Annotated in this window: 11 protein-coding genes and 1 pseudogene; 1 reads left to right on the forward strand and 11 read right to left on the reverse strand. The window is 73.0% G+C overall.

Annotation, left to right across the window (positions count from 1 at the left end; all coding sequences use genetic code 11):
- The 10 genes and pseudogenes from AB0E83_RS16790 to AB0E83_RS16835 form a co-directional block, all read right to left on the reverse strand.
- Positions 1 to 640, reverse strand: a pseudogene (locus tag AB0E83_RS16790) (hypothetical protein); the annotation flags it as partial.
- A 91-nt stretch (positions 641 to 731) separates the two neighbouring features.
- A complete protein-coding gene (locus AB0E83_RS16795; RefSeq protein WP_362111445.1) occupies positions 732 to 902 on the reverse strand; it encodes a hypothetical protein in 171 nt (56 codons plus the stop codon).
- Between the two features lie 60 nt (positions 903 to 962).
- Positions 963 to 2369, reverse strand: a complete 1407-nt coding sequence (locus tag AB0E83_RS16800) for a GH1 family beta-glucosidase (protein ID WP_362111448.1) — start codon at positions 2367 to 2369, stop codon at positions 963 to 965.
- Between the two features lie 79 nt (positions 2370 to 2448).
- Positions 2449 to 3540, reverse strand: coding sequence for a DUF1996 domain-containing protein (locus AB0E83_RS16805; protein ID WP_362111451.1), 1092 nt, complete (start codon positions 3538 to 3540; stop codon positions 2449 to 2451).
- 44 nt (positions 3541 to 3584) lie between these two features.
- Complete coding sequence (locus tag AB0E83_RS16810) at positions 3585 to 5762, reverse strand: discoidin domain-containing protein (RefSeq protein ID WP_362111454.1); 2178 nt, start codon at positions 5760 to 5762, stop codon at positions 3585 to 3587.
- Positions 5763 to 5888: 126 nt separating this feature from the next.
- A complete protein-coding gene (locus AB0E83_RS16815) occupies positions 5889 to 8081 on the reverse strand; it encodes a discoidin domain-containing protein (protein WP_362111457.1) in 2193 nt (730 codons plus the stop codon).
- A gap of 210 nt (positions 8082 to 8291) precedes the next feature.
- Positions 8292 to 9659, reverse strand: coding sequence for a GH1 family beta-glucosidase (locus tag AB0E83_RS16820; protein ID WP_362111460.1), 1368 nt, complete (start codon positions 9657 to 9659; stop codon positions 8292 to 8294).
- Positions 9660 to 9706: 47 nt separating this feature from the next.
- Complete coding sequence (locus AB0E83_RS16825) at positions 9707 to 10546, reverse strand: carbohydrate ABC transporter permease (protein ID WP_362111615.1); 840 nt, start codon at positions 10544 to 10546, stop codon at positions 9707 to 9709.
- Positions 10547 to 10583: 37 nt separating this feature from the next.
- On the reverse strand, positions 10584 to 11576 hold the full coding sequence (locus AB0E83_RS16830; protein ID WP_362111463.1) for a sugar ABC transporter permease: 993 nt from the start codon (positions 11574 to 11576) through the stop codon (positions 10584 to 10586).
- 11 nt (positions 11577 to 11587) lie between these two features.
- Entirely contained in the window at positions 11588 to 12898 is a 1311-nt protein-coding gene (locus AB0E83_RS16835; protein WP_362111466.1) for a sugar ABC transporter substrate-binding protein, read from the reverse strand.
- Between the two features lie 169 nt (positions 12899 to 13067).
- Here AB0E83_RS16835 and AB0E83_RS16840 point away from each other — a divergent pair, with 169 nt between their 5' ends.
- Entirely contained in the window at positions 13068 to 14480 is a 1413-nt protein-coding gene (locus AB0E83_RS16840; protein ID WP_362111469.1) for an ROK family protein, read from the forward strand.
- A gap of 31 nt (positions 14481 to 14511) precedes the next feature.
- On the opposite strand, the gene AB0E83_RS16845 is transcribed toward AB0E83_RS16840, so the two are convergent.
- Positions 14512 to 15936 carry an MFS transporter gene (locus AB0E83_RS16845; RefSeq protein ID WP_362111471.1) on the reverse strand — a complete coding sequence of 475 codons (1425 nt, stop codon included), beginning with the start codon at positions 15934 to 15936 and terminating at the stop codon, positions 14512 to 14514.
- Positions 15937 to 15998: the final 62 nt, after the last annotated feature.

A 15998-nucleotide genomic window follows, 5' to 3' on the forward strand; every position in this document is an offset into this window, starting at 1 on the left:
CCGCCGGGGCCGCCATCGGCATCGGGGGCGCGGCGCCGTAGCCCGCGCCGAACGCCGGCGGCCCCGCGGCGAGGCGCCGGGCCCGCTCCTCGGCGAGCCGCCGCTGCTCCTCGCGCCAGGCGGCGCGGGGCTTCGGCGCGAGCGGGAACGCCTGGAGCTGGATGCCGCCGACGGTCTCCTCCCCGGTCACCTGGCCCTCGACGGTGGCGCCCATGCCGAGCGGGACGGCGACGAACTGGCGGACCGTGCCCTTGCCGGAGTTGATGCCGTCCAGCCACGGCTGGCGGGGCAGCACCACGTAGTTCTGCGGGCGGCGGGAGAGCCGGCCGGTCCACTTCTTCCCGGAGACCGCGCAGACCTTGCCGACGCCGACCTGGAGCGCGGCGGGCTCGGGGCTGCCGGCGAAGCTCAGCCACATCGCCTCGCGGAGGTGGACGGGCAGCATCACGCCGCCCTTGGCCCGCCACTGCTCGGGCACCGTGTCGGGGTGGTCCTCGACCCGGCGGAGCGGGAACTCCCCCAGTCCCGGCGGCAGCCGGTGCGTGCCCGTCTCGGGCAGCCGGAGCGTCCGTACGAACCGGATCCTCACCCCGTCCCCGAGCAGCAGGCTGTTCCCCTCGATCCTCGCCCCGTCGGCCATCCCGTCCCCTTCGTCCCGGCGCACTCGTCCCCCGTTACACGTCCGGTGGCGCCGGCCGGTTCCCGGCGGGTCGTGGCCGCGGCGGGAGGGGCTACTCCTCGCGTTCGAACTCGGCCGTGGCGCGTTCCTCGTCCCGGTCGGACTGGGCGTGGGTGTAGAGGTCGTGGACGAACGTCCTGGCGTCCTCCGGTGATATCCCGCCGCCGAGGCGGAGCAGTCGTTCGGTCCAGGCGGCGAGCGGGTCGCCCTGCTCTTCGGCCATGACGTCTCCTTCGGTCCTCCTTCCATCGTCTGCCGCGCCGCGGGCCCCCGCAATCGCGGCTCAGGCCCGCGCGCGCAGCCGCCGGGCCGTGTCGCGGAGCCACAGGGCGCTGCGCTTGGGCGTGCGCGCCTGGGTCGCGTAGTCGACGCGGACGATGCCGAAGCGCTGGGCGTAGCCGTAGGCCCACTCGAAGTTGTCGAGGAGCGACCAGGCCAGGTAGCCGCGGACGTCGGCGCCGGCCTCGCGGGCGCGGGCGACGGCGGCGAGGTGGGCGGAGAGGTAGGCGGTGCGCTCGCGGTCGTCGACGTGGCCGCGGGCGTCGGGGACGTCGTCGTAGGCGGCGCCGTTCTCGGTGATCACCATCCGGGTGCCGGGGTAGTCACGGGCGATGCGCAGCAGCAGGGCGGTGAGGTCGTGGGGCATGACCTCCCAGCCGAGGCCGGTGACGGGCAGGCCGCCGTGCGGCAGGTTCCGGGTGACGGGACGGCCGAGGGCGTCGGTGGCGGAGCCGTTCTCGTCCGTGCCCGAACTGCGCATCGAGCGGTAGTAGTTGACGCCGAGGGTGTCGATGGGGGTGGCGATGGTCTCCAGGTCGCCGGCGCGGACCGGGATCTCGACGCCGTGCGCGGCGAGGTCGGCGACCAGGTCGTCGGGGTAGCCGCCGCGCAGGATCGGGTCGAGGTAGAAGCGGAAGCCGAAGGCGTCGGCCCGGCGGGCGGCCTCCCGGTCGGCGGGGTCGTCGGTGGCGGGGGCGCTGGTGCCGAGGAGGTGGGTGACGGCCAGGTCGAGCGGGTGCCGGGCGTCGGCGCGCAGCCGCCGGGCGGCGAGGCCGTGCGCGAGGTGCAGGTGGTGGACGGCGGCGACGCCGTCGGCGAGGGACCGTCCGCCGGGCGCGTGCACGCCTTCGACGTGGCCGAGGACCGCCGAGCAGAACGGCTCGTTGAGGGTGGTCCAGTGGGTGACGCGGTCGCCGAGCCGGTCGTGGACGAGGGCGGCGTAGTCGGCGAAGCGGTGGGCGGTGTCCCGGGCGGGCCAGCCGCCGGCGTCCTGGAGCTCCTGGGGCAGGTCCCAGTGGTAGAGGGTGGGCCAGGGGGTGATGTCCCGGGCGAGGAGTTCGTCGACGAGCCGGTCGTAGAAGGCGAGTCCGGCCGGGTTGGCGGGGCCGTGTCCGCCGGGCTGGACGCGGGGCCAGGAGACGGAGAAGCGGTACGTGTCGAGGCCGAGCTCCGCCATGAGGGCGACGTCCTCGGGCATCCGGTGGTAGTGGTCGCAGGCCGTGTCCCCGGTGTCGCCGTTGTCGACGGCGCCGGGCACGCGGCAGAAGGTGTCCCAGATGGAGGGGGTCCGGCCGTCCTCGGCGGCGGCGCCCTCGATCTGGTAGGCGGAGGTGGCGGCGCCGACGCGGAAGCCGGGCGGGAGGCGGTCGATGAGGGCGTCGTCGTCGGGGAAGCGGGCGCGGGCGTCCACGGGAGGGCTCCGGGTGGTCGGGGACGGGTGCGGCCCGGGCGCCGTCGCGGGCGTCCGGGCCGCTCCCGTACGGGGTGGGTCAGGGGAGGCGGTGGTCGGCGTCCAGCACAGCGCCGCGCTCGGGGCGGTACAGGTCGAAGCCCCGGGTGTCGCACTGGAGGCCGCCGTTGATGCAGTGGTCGACGAGGGCCTTGAGGGTGCGCTCCTCCCACGCGTTGAAGAAGTCGTAGTGGAAGGAGTAGCCGCGGCCGCTGGCCAGGCGGACCTGGCTCATGTCGCCGTTGACCGGCCACGCCATCTTGAACTCGATCATCGGCAGGGCGACCGGGTGGGAGGCCGGGCACATGTTGTCGTTGGTGCCGGGCTTCACGACCGGGTACGCCATGTGGCTCTGGTGGTCGGGGGTGTCGAGGTGCAGGCCGTTCCAGCAACTGGGGGCCTGCATGCGGAGGTTGAGCTGGACGTCGGGCCGGCTCGGGCAGTTCGCCGGGATGTCGGTGTTGAAGAAGCTGTCACCGCACTCCCAGCCCTCGACGAAGCCCTTGTGGGCGCGGAACTGCTGTTCGGTCTGCGTCGGGTTGCCGACGACGAAGCGGAGCCCCTTGGGGAAGGGGCGCACGCTGCGGTAGTCGGTGACGCCGGCCTTGTAGTAGATGACCTGGGGGCCGACGGGGAGGATCTTCTGGTCGCCCTTGTACAGCGAGGGCATCCAGTACGCGGAGGCGTCCGCGGGCGCCTTGCAGGTGGTGGCGCCTCCGTGGAGGGAGGCGGTGGTGCTGGCGGCGTTCGTGGAGGTGTTGCCCATGAACGTGTGGTCGTGGGACTTGCCGAACTGGCCGGGGTAGACGATCGGGTCGTCCGGCGCGGTGTGGGAGACGGCGCAGCCGGCCTGGAACTCGTGGTGGTAGGCCGGCGGCGGGGTGGCCGTGGACGGGACGACGCCGGTGACCGGCGGGTTCGCGGGGATGTACCCGTCCCCGTCGACGTCGTCGCCGGACGCCTGGGTGGAGGCGGCCATCCGGTGTCCGACGTGGTTCGCGGCCGCGGCGACGGCGGGCGGGACGCCGTCGGCCGGGTCGGTGGCCCGGGCCATCGTGCCGAAGCCGAGGGCGCCGGCGAGGAGGGCTGTACTGACGAGGAGTACGGAGAGCCGCTTCGGACTCGATCTCATGGGGATCTCCTCAGTGGGGTGGGAGGAAGGGTGGTGCGGGCCGGTCAGCCGTGGACGCCGAACTCGTGGAGGGAGTAGCCCCAGCCGGTGCCGCGTGCGGTCAGGTGCAGCCGGACGTGGCGGGCGGTGGCCGCTGCCTCGATGGTGTCGACGTCACCGTCGCCGGCGGTCTGGGTGTGGATCGTGCGCCAGTTCCGGCCGTCGTCGGAGACCTGGACCTCGTAGGCGCGGGCGTAGGCCGGGTCCCAGACGAGCTGGAGGCGGGAGAAGGCGCGGACGGAGCCGAGGTCGACCTGGATCCACTGCGGGTCGGCCCAGTCGCTGGCCCAGCGGGTGCCCGGGTTGCCGTCGGTGGCGTTGCCGGCCGGGCAGGGGCAGTCGCCGTAGGACGCCTGGAAGGAGGAGGCGGTGGTGGGGCGGCCCAGCGCGAGGTTGGCGCCGGCGGCCGGCGGGGCGACGACCTTGACGGACTTGGTCTCGATGCCGGCGTTGCCACGGCCGTCCTCGGCCTGGACGTACACCTTCCACACGCCGAGCTTGGCGGGGGCGGTGACGGTGAGGGAGCCGTCGGCGTTGCGGCGGTGGGGGGTCTCGATCAGCCGCTTGTCGCCGTTGGCGTAGTTGCCGCTGAGGAAGACCTTCGTGGTGACGGCGTCGCCGTCGGGGTCGCGGACGTCGGCGCGGATCGTGAACTCGCCGCCGGCCGGGGCGGATCCGGACGGGGTGACGGTCATGTTCGTGATGACGGGCGGGGTGTTGTCGCCGGCGGTGCCGCCCGTGTACGCCTTCTTGAGGGCGTAGTAGGAGAGCCGCTTGAGGCCGTCGGGCAGGAGGTTGAACCAGACGCCGCCGAAGTCGTGCTCGGTGCCGTAGTGGAAGACGGTGGCGCCGAGGGCGACGCCCTGGTGGCCGGTGACGCAGTTCCAGGCGCGGGTGTAGCCCTCGGCCTTCTGCACGTCGGTGGGCTCTTCGGCGACGCCGTTGGCGTCCTTCGGGGTCTCCCACTCCCCCGCCGGGCCGGTCTCGGTGATGAGGTACGGCTTGGTGTAGCCGCCCTGCTCCCAGTCCTCGCGGACCCCGCACATGTCGCCGTAGGCGTTCATCGCGTACAGGTCGAGGTCGGGGGCGTTGCGCTTGTAGTAGGGCCAGGCGCCGGTCCAGGCGTCCGTCGAGGTGACGGGGTGGTCGGGGTCGATGGTGTGGATCTTCCTGGCGACGTCGTTGACGAAGCTCGTGTAGGCGTTGCGCTGGGCTTCGAGTTCGGTGCCGGAGTAGCAGTTCTGGAGGCCGAGGACGGACTCGTTGCCGACGTTCCACATGAGGGTCGCCGGGTGGGACTTGTACTCCTCGACCCACTTCGCGAACTCGTTGAGCATGTTCGTCTTGTACGTCGTGTCGGTGACGTAGTTCGCGCAGCCTCCGGAGCCGGGGCCGCCGCCGGGCTGGAGCCAGAAGCCGTTCATGACGCGGATGCCCTGGGCGGCGGCGGCGTCGAGGAGCGGCTTGGTGGAGCCGTCGGTGCCCCAGGTGCGGATCGTGTTGGCGCCCAGGGACTTCACGTCGGGCATGTAGCGGCCGGCGTCGGCGACGGACGGGCCCCAGGTGACGCCCTTGACGGTGTAGGGCCGGCCGCCGACGGTCAGCTGCCAGTCGCCCTGGCTGCCGGTGACGCGGACGGCGCCGCCGGTCTGGGGCGGGGTGCCGCCCTCCTCGCCGTACACCTTGAACTCCCAGAGGGAGAGGCCGTATCCGCCGGAGCGGGTGACGCCCTGGAGGCGGACGTGCCGGCCGGTGCCGGAGACGGCGATCTCGTCGGTGCCGCCGTCGGAGCCGGTCACGGACTTCACCGTCCGCCAGTCCGTGCCGTTGTCGGAGAGCTGGATGTCGTACGCGGTGGCGTGAGCGGCCTCCCAGTTCAGCACGATCCGGCTGAGGGTGGCGGTGCGGCCGAGGTCGACCTGGATCCACTGGCCGTCGCTCCACTGGCTGGCCCAGCGGGTGCCGGGGTCGCCGTCGACGGCGGCGGAGGCGGGGAAGCCGGCGCCCTCGGTGGAGGAGGCGGTGGCCGTCCTGCCCTGGGAGAGCAGGGTCTCGGCGGCGGAGGCGGGGGCCGCCGAGAGGGTGGTCAGGGAGGTGGCGAGCAGGGCGCCGAGCGGGACGAGGGAGGCGGCGGTGCGGGTGCGGGGGCGCCGGACGGCTCCGGTGCCGGTGTGCGCGGGCATGGGGGCTCCCTTACGGGTGCGGCGGGGGAAGAGGGGGTGCCTTCCGGGCGGCGCGGCGGGACGGGTCGCCGCCCGGAAGGAGCGGGGGCCGGGACGCGGCGGCGGGCGCCGCGCCCCGGCGGGTCGTCACGGGAAGCTGACGACGGTGGAGGGCACGGTCGAGGTGCCGGCGGGGATGGTGGACGCGCCGGTGTCGTTGATGACGTGGTTGTAGTGGCCCATGCCGCCGAGGGAGACCACCAGGAGGCTGTGGAACCTCACCCCGGGCTTGACGGGCGCCTTGAAGCCGTGGTCCTGGACGATGGTCGGGTCCACGTTGTAGTTGCAGTAGCTGCCGAGTCCCCACGCCTCGTGGGTGTTCACCGAGTCGTCGACGCGGTAGGCGGCGTAGCCCTTGGTGGTGCCGTTCTGGATGGCGGCCTGGTTCGGGGCGTCGTACGCCTTCTCGTTCTGGTAGAAGATCGTCCGGCCGCGCTCGCCGTACCACTCGACGTCGTACTTGTTGAAGTGCTCGACGAAGAGGCCGGTGGCCAGCACGTCGTCGCCGTGGACGCGGACGCCGTAGTCGGCGCGGTTGGTCTCCCAGCCGACGCCGTCGCCGTGGTCGGCGCGCCAGACCCAGGTGTGGTCGACGATGACGTCATCGCTGTGGACGACCATGCTGGTGGTGGCCTTGCCGGGGCCTGCGCCGCCGATGCGGAGGTAGACGTCCTGGACGGTCGTCGGGTTGGCGGCGTGGTCGGCGGCGGCGCCCTGCGGGCCGATCTCCAGGAGGACCGGGGAGTTGACCGGGCCGGCGTCGACGAGGAAGCCGGCGAGGCGGACGCCGTCGACGTCGGCGACCTTCATGGCGGTGACGCCGTTGTCCGGGATGAGGGTGGCGAGGCCGAGGCCGAGCACGATGGTGTTCGCGCGGTTGATCTCGATCGGCCGGTCGACGTGGTAGACGCCGGGCGTGAAGAGCAGGTGCAGGCCCTGCTGGACGGCCTGGTTCATGGTCGCGGCGCTGGTGCCGGGCTTGACGACGTAGAACTGGGTCAGCGGGATCGTCTCGCCCTGCGGGGTGCCGTTCGCCCAGGTGGTGCCGCGGGCGTTGGTCCGCTTGGCCGGGGCGAAGACCTTGTACTGGTTGTCCTGCCAGATCAGGTAGGGCTTCTCGCGGGAGATCGGGGTGGTGTCGAGGGTGGTGTAGCGCGGCTCGGGGAAGGAAGTCGCGGGCGCGCCCTCGACGCCGGAGAAGGTCTGGTTCCAGACGCTGTTGGACCAGCCGCCGATCGAGCTGTCGCGGGTGTACCACTGCTGCTGCGAGTAGTTGCCGACCTGCCCGTCGATCCTGGAGTCGGCGATGTAGCCGCCGGAGGCCCAGCCGTAGCCGTTCGGGGCGAGGTTGAGGCCGCCCTTGACGTGCATGCGGCGGAAGGAGGAGGCCTGGGAGACGGCCCAGCGGTCGGTGCCGTTCACGGGGTTGAGGGTGAGGCCCTCGGCGCCGCGCCAGAAGTTCTGGGTGGCGTTGCCGTTGAACCAGCCGGCGTCGACGGTGACGTCGCCGTTGATGGTGGTGTCGCCGGGGCGGACGCCGAGGCCGGCGATCTGGGTGTAGAAGCCGAGCTGGGCGTTGAGGCCGTTGTAGGTTCCGGGCTTGAGGAGGAAGGCGTGGCGGCCGGCGCCGAACTGGGCCGACTCCTGCTGCTGGAAGACCTGGTCCAGCTTGGCCTGGAGGCCGGGCGTGGACGGGTCGAAGACGTGCACGTTGGGGCCGAGGTCGCCGCCGCCGGGCAGCGTCGGGCCGGTGGTGTCGGTGGAGCCGTACACCTGGAACTCCCAGAGGGAGTAGCCGTATCCGGTGCCCCGGGCGATGCCGTTCATGCGGACGTAGCGGCCGGAGCCGGAGAGGGTGACCTCGTCGGTGCCTCCGTCCCCGCCGGTGACGGAGGTGACGGTGCGCCAGTCGGTGCCGTTGTCGGAGGCCTGGATGGCGTAGCTCTTGCCGTAGGCGGCCTCCCAGGTGAGGACGGCCCGGCTGAGCTGCCGGGTGGCGCCGAGGTCGACCTGGAGCCACTGGGGGTCCTGCCACTGGCTGGCCCAGCGGGTGCCGAAGTCGCCGTCGACGGCGGCGGAGGCGGGGAAGACGGCCCCTTCGAGGGTGGAGGCGGTGGCCGTCCTGCCCTGGGAGAGCAGGGTCTCGGCGGCCTGGGCCGGGGTGGTGGGGACGACCGCGAGCAGGGTGCCGGCCAGGGCTGCGGCGAGGGCGCCGGCCGTGGAGCGGCGGAGTGCGGAGGCGGGGCGCCGGCGTGCGGGTGGGGACCCGACGGAGGGCATGGGATCTCCTCGTGGTGCGTGGTGGACACGTGGGGGAGCGCTCGCCGAAACCTTGCATGCGCCGCGAGTTGACGGTCAAGGCGTGCGACACGACTTTTCTTTTGTCTTGCATTAAGCATCGATCTCTCTCCTCGGCGCCGGTGCGCGGGCATGCCGGAGACCGGTCCGAAGGGCTTCGGACCGGTCTCCGGCAGGGCACGGGAGGGGCGGCTAGGCTCCCAGCTCCCGGTGGGCGCGGATCAGTTCGGCGTAGCGGCGGCCGCTGGTCTTCACGGTCCGCTCCTGGGTGGCGTAGTCGACGTGGACGAGGCCGAAGCGCTTGTCGTAGCCGTAGGCCCACTCGAAGTTGTCCAGGAGCGACCAGGCGTAGTAGCCGGCGAGCGGGGCGCCCTTGCGGACGGCGCTCGCGCAGGCGGCGAGGTGCTGCTCCAGGTAGCGGGTGCGGTCGGGGTCGTGGACGGAGCCGTCGGGGCCGACGGCGTCGGGGAAGGCCGAGCCGTTCTCGGTGACGTACAGCTCGCGGACGCCGTACTCCTCGGTGAGCCGCAGCAGCAGGCTCTCCAGGCCCGCCGCCTCGATCTGCCAGTCCATGCCGGTGCGCGGCACGTCGGGGAGGCGGACCTCGCGGGCGTACGGGACGGGGCCCTCGGGGTCGTCGGCGACGGTCACCGGGAAGTAGTAGTTGAGGCCGTGCCAGTCGAGCGGGGCGGCGATGGTCTCCGGGTCGCCGGGCTTCTCGGGGAGTGCGACGCCGTACAGCTCGCGCATGTCGGCGGGGAAGCCCTTGCCGTACACCGGGTCGAGCCACCAGCGGTTGCTGTGCCCGTCCATGCGGGCGGCGGCGGCGAGGTCCTCGGGGCGGCCCGAGGCGGGCGCGACGGTGGAGTGGTTGGTGACGAGGCCGACGCGGGCGCCGGGCGCGGCGGCCCGGATCGCGGCGGTGGCGAGGCCGTGGCCGAGGAGCAGGTGGTACGAGGCGCGGACGGCGGCCGTCAGGTCGGTCAGGCCCGGGGCCATGCGGCCCTCCAGGTGGCCGATCCAGGCCGAGCAGAGGGGTTCGTTGAGGGTGGCCCAGCGGGTGACCCGGTCGCCGAGCCGGCCGGCGACCACGGAGGCGTACGCGGCGAGGTGCTCGGCGGTCTCGCGGGAGGTCCAGCCGCCGCGGTCCTGGAGGGTCTGCGGCAGGTCCCAGTGGTAAAGGGTGACGGAGGGGGTGATGCCGGCGCCGAGGAGGCCGTCGACGAGCCGGTCGTAGAAGTCGAGTCCGGCGGCGTTGACGGGTCCGTCGCCGCCGGGGACGACCCGGGGCCAGGCGATCGACATCCGGTAGGCGTCGGTGCCCAGCTCCTTCATCAGGGCGATGTCCTCGGGCCAGCGGTGGTAGTGGTCGCAGGCGGTGTCCCCGGTGTCGCCGTTGTCGATCGCGCCGGGGACGCGGGAGAAGGTGTCCCAGATGGAGGGGGCGCGGCCGTCCTCGGCGACGGCCCCCTCGATCTGGTAGGCGGAGGTCGCCGTGCCCCAGGCGAAGGAGGGCGGGAAGGCCGCCAGGTCGATCGGGGTGGCGGTGGGGTCGGACACGGGGTGCCTTTCTGCGGTACGGGGCCGGGGAGGGCGCTGGGGGGACGTCACTTGACCGCACCCGCGGTGAGGCCGGCGACGAGGTAGCGCTGGAGGAGGAGGAAGCCGGCGACGACGGGGACGCTCACCACGAGGGAGGCGGCCATCACCTGGTTCCAGTAGACGTCGTTCTGGGTGGCGTAGCCCTGGAGCCCGACGGCGAGCGTGCGGGTGGTGTCGTCGGTCATGACCGAGGCGAAAAGGACCTCGCCCCAGGCGGTCATGAAGGCGTAGACGGCGACGGCGACGATGCCGGGCCGGGCGGCGGGCACGATCACCCGGAACAGCGCGCCGACCGGGCCGCAGCCGTCCACCTTCGCCGCCTCGTCCAGCTCGCGCGGGATCGAGTCGAAGTACCCGGTGAGCATCCAGACGGAGAAGGGCAGCGAGAAGGTCAGATAGGTGAGGATCAGCCCCTCGCGGGAGCCGAACAGGGCGAGGCCGGTGGCGTTGCCGATGTTGACGTAGATGAGGAAGAGCGGCAGCAGGAAGAGGATGCCGGGGAACATCTGCGTCGACAGGACGGTGACCGTGAAGGCCCGCTTGCCGCGGAAGGAGTAGCGGCTGACGGCGTACGCGGCGAAGACCGCGACGGTCACGGAGAGGACGGTGGCGGCGCCGGCGACGACGATCGAGTTCACGAAGTAGTCGGCGAGCGGGACCGTCTCCCAGATGTCCGCGTAGGGGCGCAGGGTGAGCGTCGAGGGGATCCACTCGAACGTCCCGGAGACGTCCTCCAGCGGCTTCAGCGAGCTGGAGACCATCACGTACACCGGCAGCAGGACGAAGCCGGCGAGGAGGGTGAGGACGATCCGCCGGGTCCACAAGAAGGAGCGGGGCGGGGCCATCGGGGAGCGCGGCCGGACCGCGCGGGCGTGGGCGGCGTCAGACATCGGAGGTCTTCCTTCCGCGGGTGGTGAGCAGGAGGTAGACGCCCGTGACGAGGAGGAGGAAGAGCAGCAGGAGCACGGACATGGCCGAGCCGGTGCCGAAGTTCCACGTCTGGAAGGACGACTGGTAGATGTGGAGCGAGATGAGGTCCGCCGCCTCCGGGGCCGCCTTGCCGAAGAGCACGAACGGCGTGTTGAAGTCGTTGAAGGTCCACAGGAAGAGGACCAGGACGAGGACCTGGTTGACGGGGCGCAGCGACGGCAGGGTGATGTGCCGGATCTGCTTCCAGACGCCGGCCCCGTCGAGGGCGGCGGCCTCGTACATCTCCCGGGGGATGTTCTGGAGACCGGCCATGACGGTGAGGAAGGCGAAGGGCCAGCCCTTCCACACGGAGACGGCGAGCAGCGCCCAGAAGCTGTTGTCGCCGATGAGCCAGAAGGCGGGTCCATCGCCGATGCCGAGCTGGTCGTGGAGGAGGTGGTTGATGAGGCCGTTGTCGCGCTGGAACATGAACGCCCAGGTGATGACGGCGGCGTAGACGGGCAGCGCGTACGGGACGAGGAAGAGGGTGCGCAGGACCGCCCGGCCGCGGAAGTTCTCCTGGAGGAGGACCGCGGCGGCCGTGCCGAGGAGCCAGCACAGGCCGACGGAGAGCACGGTGAACCGGCAGGTGGTCAGGAAGGACGTGAGCAGTGACCGCCCGACGGCCGCGTCGAAGTCGAGCGAGACGGAGAAGTTGTCGAATCCGGACCAGGGAGCGGCGGCCCAGTCGCGGATGGAGAACTGGGTGAGCTCCTTGAAGCTCATGACGATGCCCATGAGCATCGGCACGAGGTGGACGAGGAGTTCGAGGAGCAGGGCGGGCAGCAGCAGGACGTAGGGCAGTGCGAGGCGGCGACGCCCGGAGCGGCGTGCGGTGCGCGCCCCTCCGGGTGTGGCCTTGCGCACCGCTGGCTCCCGCGCGGGGGTGACGGCGGTCTGGGTCATGGGACGGGTGCCTACTTCTTCGGCATCTGCTGCTGGGCCTTGTCGAGCTTGGCCCTGACGGACTCGGTGGTGACGGGCCGGCCGGCGGCGGCGTCGGCGAAGAGCTCCTTGACGGCGGTGCCGACGACGGTCTCGAACTGGGACTCCTCCGGGACCTGCGGGAGGGCGGCGGCGCTGGAGGCGAGGGTGTCGCGGATGACGGCGAGGGACGGGCCGGAGAAGGCCGGGTCCTTCTGGGCGGTCTTGACCGGCGGCACGGAGCCGTACGTCTTGTTGAGGGCGATCTGCTCCTCGTCGCTGGTCATGAACTTCACGAACTTCAGGGCGCCGTCGAGGTTCTTGGTGTTCTTGAAGACGGCCATGTTGATGCCGGCGACCATCGAGTTGGTGGCGGTGCCGGTGCCCGGCCGGCCGGAGGGGACGGGGGCGGGGACGACGCCCCACTCCTCCTCGGACATGCCCTGGGAGGCGAAGGTCTGCGAGGGGGTCTGCCAGAGGACCATGCCCGTCCTGTCCTTGGCGAAGTCGCTGAGGGACTGGTTCTGGGCGTACTCGGCGTTGCCCGGGGCGACGATCTTGTGGGTGGCCATCAGGTCGACGTACTGCTTGACGGCGGCGACGGCGCCGTCGGAGGTGAAGTCGGGCTTGCCGTCGGCGGTGAAGAAGTCGGCGCCGTGCTGCTTGCCGAGGACGAAGACCTGGTGGATGTTGTTGGAGAGGTTGGAGCCCTCGACGCCGATGCCCCACTTGCCGTCCTTGCTGAGCTTCTTGCCGGCGGCGACCACCTCGTCCCAGGTCGTCGGCGGCTTCGCTATGCCGGCGTCCTTGAACATCTGCTTGTTGTAGTAGAGGGCGTAGGCCATCGAGTAGAGGGGGACGGCGGCCGGGTCCTTGCCGGGGGCGCCGGTGGAGCCGAGGGCGGAGTCGACGAAGCGGTCCTTGCCGCCGATCGCCTCGAAGTTCTTCGCGTCCCAGGGCAGCAGGGCGCCGGTGGCCTGGAGGGAGGCGCTCCAGGTGTTGCCGATGTTGAGGACGTCCGGGCCCTGGCCGGAGGTGGTGGCGGTGAGGATCCGGTTGAGCAGGTCGGACCAGGGGATCACCTCCAGCTGGACCTTGACGCCGGTGCGGCGCTCGAACTCGTCCAGTTCGGGCTGGAGGACCTTCTTGTCGACCTCCAGGCTGGAGCCCTGGTTGGTGGCCCAGTAGGTGAGGGTCTTCTTCGCCTGGCCGCCGCCTTCCTCTCCCCCGCCGCCACAGGCGGTCGCGGTGAGGGCGAGGGAGAGGGTGACGGCACCCGTGACGGCGGCTCTGATTCTGCGCATGGCTCCTGGTCCCTTTCAGGGAAGGCGGGAGTGCCGACGGGGGACGCCCGGACCGATCCCCGTCGCGTCGGCTTAATTTAGGATGTGAGTTAAACCCCATGAGAAGGTCGCGTCAAGGCTTGTCGTGCGGGTATGTTGCAGCGGACGACTACGACGGACGGGGACGACAGTGCACGGGAAGAGTGGCCGTACGGTGCGCGACCTGCGGCGCGAGAACCGGACGGCGGTCCTGCGGAGGCTCTACTTCGACGGCCCGACGAGCCGGCTCGCGCTCGGGCCCGCGACCGGCCTGAGCTCGGGGTCGGTCAGCAACGTGGTCGCGGAGCTGGTCGCCGAGGGGCTCGTCGAGGAGGCCGGCAGCGTCGGCTCGGCCGGCGGCCGGCCGCGCACCCTGCTGCGGATCGCGCCGGACAGCGGGTGCATGATCGGCGTGGACGTCGGCGAGACCCGGGTCCGGGTCGAGCTCTTCGACCTCGCCCTCACCGAACTCGCCCGAACCGAGCGCCCGTTGGCGACGTCGGGGCCGAGGACCGCCCGGTACGAGGTGGCGGTGGTCGTGGAGCACCTCCGGGACGGCATCGCGGAGGTGCTGCGCACCGCCGGGGTCCCCGCGGAGCGGCTGCTCGGCGTCGGGATCGGCGTCCCCGGCATCGTCGAGCGGACCCCGGAGGACGGGGCGGTGGTGCACGGCCAGACGATCGGCTGGGAGGCGGTGCCGCTGGAGCGGCTGCTGCGCGAGGCCGTCGACCTGCCGGCGGAGGTGCCGTACCGGATCGAGAACGGGGCCAAGACCCTGGGCCAGGCCGAGATGTGGTTCGGCGCCGGACGCGGGGCCCGCAGCGCGGTGGTCGTCCTCTTCGGCTCGGGCGTCGGCGCGTGCGTGGTGACGGATCCGCTCGGCCCCGGGCGGGCCCTGGAGTGGGGCCACCTGACGGTCCGGGTCCGGGGCCGGCGGTGCCGCTGCGGCGCCCAGGGCTGCCTGGAGGCGTACGCCGGCGCGGAGGCCCTCCTCGAACGGTGGCGGGAGGCGGGCGGCGAACCCCCGGCCGGCGCGGACGAGGAGACGGCCCTGACCGCGATGCTCGCCGCGGCCCACCCGGCGGACGCGGAGGCGCGGGGGGCCGGCCCTTCGGGAGACGGGCTCCCCGGCGGCGGCCCTGCCGGAACCGCGTCTCCCGGTGCCGGTCCGTCCGGGGACGCCCCTTCGGGTGCCGGTCCGGTCCCCGATGCGGCCGCGCTCGCCGTTCTCGACGAGACCGCCGAGTACCTGGGCGCCGGACTGGCCGACCTGATCAACCTCTTCCAGCCGGAGCGGATCCTCGTCGGCGGCTGGGCCGGCCTCCAGCTCGGCAGCCGCTTCCTCGCCGCCGTGACGGCGTACGCCCGCGCGTACGCGCTCCGCCACCCCGGCGGCCGTACGGAGATCGCCCTCGGCACGCTCGGCCCCGAGGCGGTCACCGTCGGCGCCGGACTGCTGCCGCTGGTGGACTTCTTCGCCCAGGGCGGCCGCCGCCCCGAACGCGCCCCCAGCGTCCCGGCCCCCGCCTGGCAGACGGCCCTGCGGGACCGGGTCTCCACCTGACCCCGGGGCCCGGCGGGACGGACCCCGCCGCTCACCGCCCCCGGGAGGGGGCGGGGGCCGCGGCGGCCCCCTTCGGCCGTGCGGCGCGGGCGACGAGGAGGAGCAGCACTCCGCAGCCGGCGACCAGGGCCCAGCCCGGGCGCGAGGCGCGGGCGAGTTCCGCCGGGGCGGCGCCCGTGACCAGGCCGCCGGCGAGGGCGATGCCGAGGGCTGCGCCGACCTGCCGCGCGGTGGAGGTGATCGCCCCGGCCACGCCGGCCCGGGCGGGCGGCAGGCCGTCCACCGCGGTGGTGGTGATCGGGGCGTTGGCGAAGCCGAACCCGACGCCGATGAGCGCGTACGCGGCCAGGAGCGGGAGGAGTCCGGTGTGCGGGGTGAGCCGGACCAGGCAGAGCCCGCCGGCCGTGAGGAAACCGCCGGCGAGGAACAGGGGCGTCCGCGGTCCGGTACGGCCGACCATGCGGCCGGCCCAGGGGGCGCAGACGGTCGCCCCGACGGCCAGCGGCAGGGTCGCCGCGCCGGCGGCCAGCGGCGTCCACCCCCGGGTGTGCTGGAGGTAGAGGGTGTTCAGCAGCAGCGCCGCGTTGAGGGCGACGAAGACCGCCACCGCGCCCACGACGGCGCCGTTGAAGAGCGGGTTCGCGAAGAGCCGCGGGTCGATCAGCGGCTCGCTCCGGCGGGACTCGACCCGGGCGAACCCGGCCAGCGCCGTGGCGGCCGCCGCGTAGCCCGCCAGCGCCGCGGGCGACGTCCAGCCGACGCGCGGCCCCTCGATGAGGACGCCGACCACGAGGACGAGGAGCGCGGTCAGCAGGAACTGGCCGGGCGGGTCGAGCCGCCGGGCCCGCGCGGCCCGGGACTCCGGCACGAACACCGCGCTGAGCACCAGGGCGACCACGACGACGGGCGCGTTGACCCAGAACAGCGCCCGCCAGTCGAGCCCCGCGAGCAGCGCGCCGCCCGTGACGGGCCCGGCGGCCATGCTCAGTCCGAACACCGAGGCCCATATGCCGATCGCCCGCGCCCGCTCCTTCGGGTCCGGCGTCGCGTTCACCACGATCGCGAGCGCCACGGGGCTGAGCATCGAGGCGCCGACGCCCTGCAGGGCGCGGGCCGCGACGAGCGCACCCGCCGTCGGGGCGAGCGCGCAGAGCAGCGAGGCCGCGCCGAAGACGGCCAGGCCGCACTGGAAGACCCGGCGGCGGCCGAAGCGGTCCGCCAGCGCGCCGGAGGAGATCAGGAGACCGGCCAGGACGAGGGTGTAGGCGTCCACGACCCAGGCGAGGCCGCGCGTGTCGACGCCCAGGCCGTGCCCGATGGCGGGCAGGCCCACGTTGACGACGGTGGTGTCGAGGCCCACCAGGAACATGCTCAGGCAGCAGACGGCCAGGACCGTCCGGCGGCCGCGCGCGCTCAGCGCGGGTGGGACGGGGGGTGTCGTCGTGGTCGTGGTCATGGTCCGCCTCCGGCGTCCGGGAACGATGGTCCCGCAAGGCTCGGCCCCGGTGGCGGTCGCGG

Origin of the sequence: Streptomyces sp. NPDC035033 (assembly GCF_040636735.1) — a bacterium.
GTDB lineage: Bacteria > Actinomycetota > Actinomycetes > Streptomycetales > Streptomycetaceae > Streptomyces.

Excerpts from the sequence above, each read along its gene's own strand:
- AB0E83_RS16795 (WP_362111445.1), bottom strand. The coding sequence starts at position 902 with ATGGCCGAAGAGCAGGGCGACCCGCTCGCCGCCTGGACCGAACGACTG.
- AB0E83_RS16805 (WP_362111451.1), bottom strand. The coding sequence starts at position 3,540 with ATGAGATCGAGTCCGAAGCGGCTCTCCGTACTCCTCGTCAGTACAGCC.
- AB0E83_RS16810 (WP_362111454.1), bottom strand. The coding sequence starts at position 5,762 with ATGCCCGCGCACACCGGCACCGGAGCCGTCCGGCGCCCCCGCACCCGC.
- AB0E83_RS16815 (WP_362111457.1), bottom strand. The coding sequence starts at position 8,081 with ATGCCCTCCGTCGGGTCCCCACCCGCACGCCGGCGCCCCGCCTCCGCA.
- AB0E83_RS16825 (WP_362111615.1), bottom strand. The coding sequence starts at position 10,546 with ATGGCCCCGCCCCGCTCCTTCTTGTGGACCCGGCGGATCGTCCTCACC.
- AB0E83_RS16830 (WP_362111463.1), bottom strand. The coding sequence starts at position 11,576 with ATGACCCAGACCGCCGTCACCCCCGCGCGGGAGCCAGCGGTGCGCAAG.
- AB0E83_RS16835 (WP_362111466.1), bottom strand. The coding sequence starts at position 12,898 with ATGCGCAGAATCAGAGCCGCCGTCACGGGTGCCGTCACCCTCTCCCTC.
- AB0E83_RS16845 (WP_362111471.1), bottom strand. The coding sequence starts at position 15,936 with ATGACCACGACCACGACGACACCCCCCGTCCCACCCGCGCTGAGCGCG.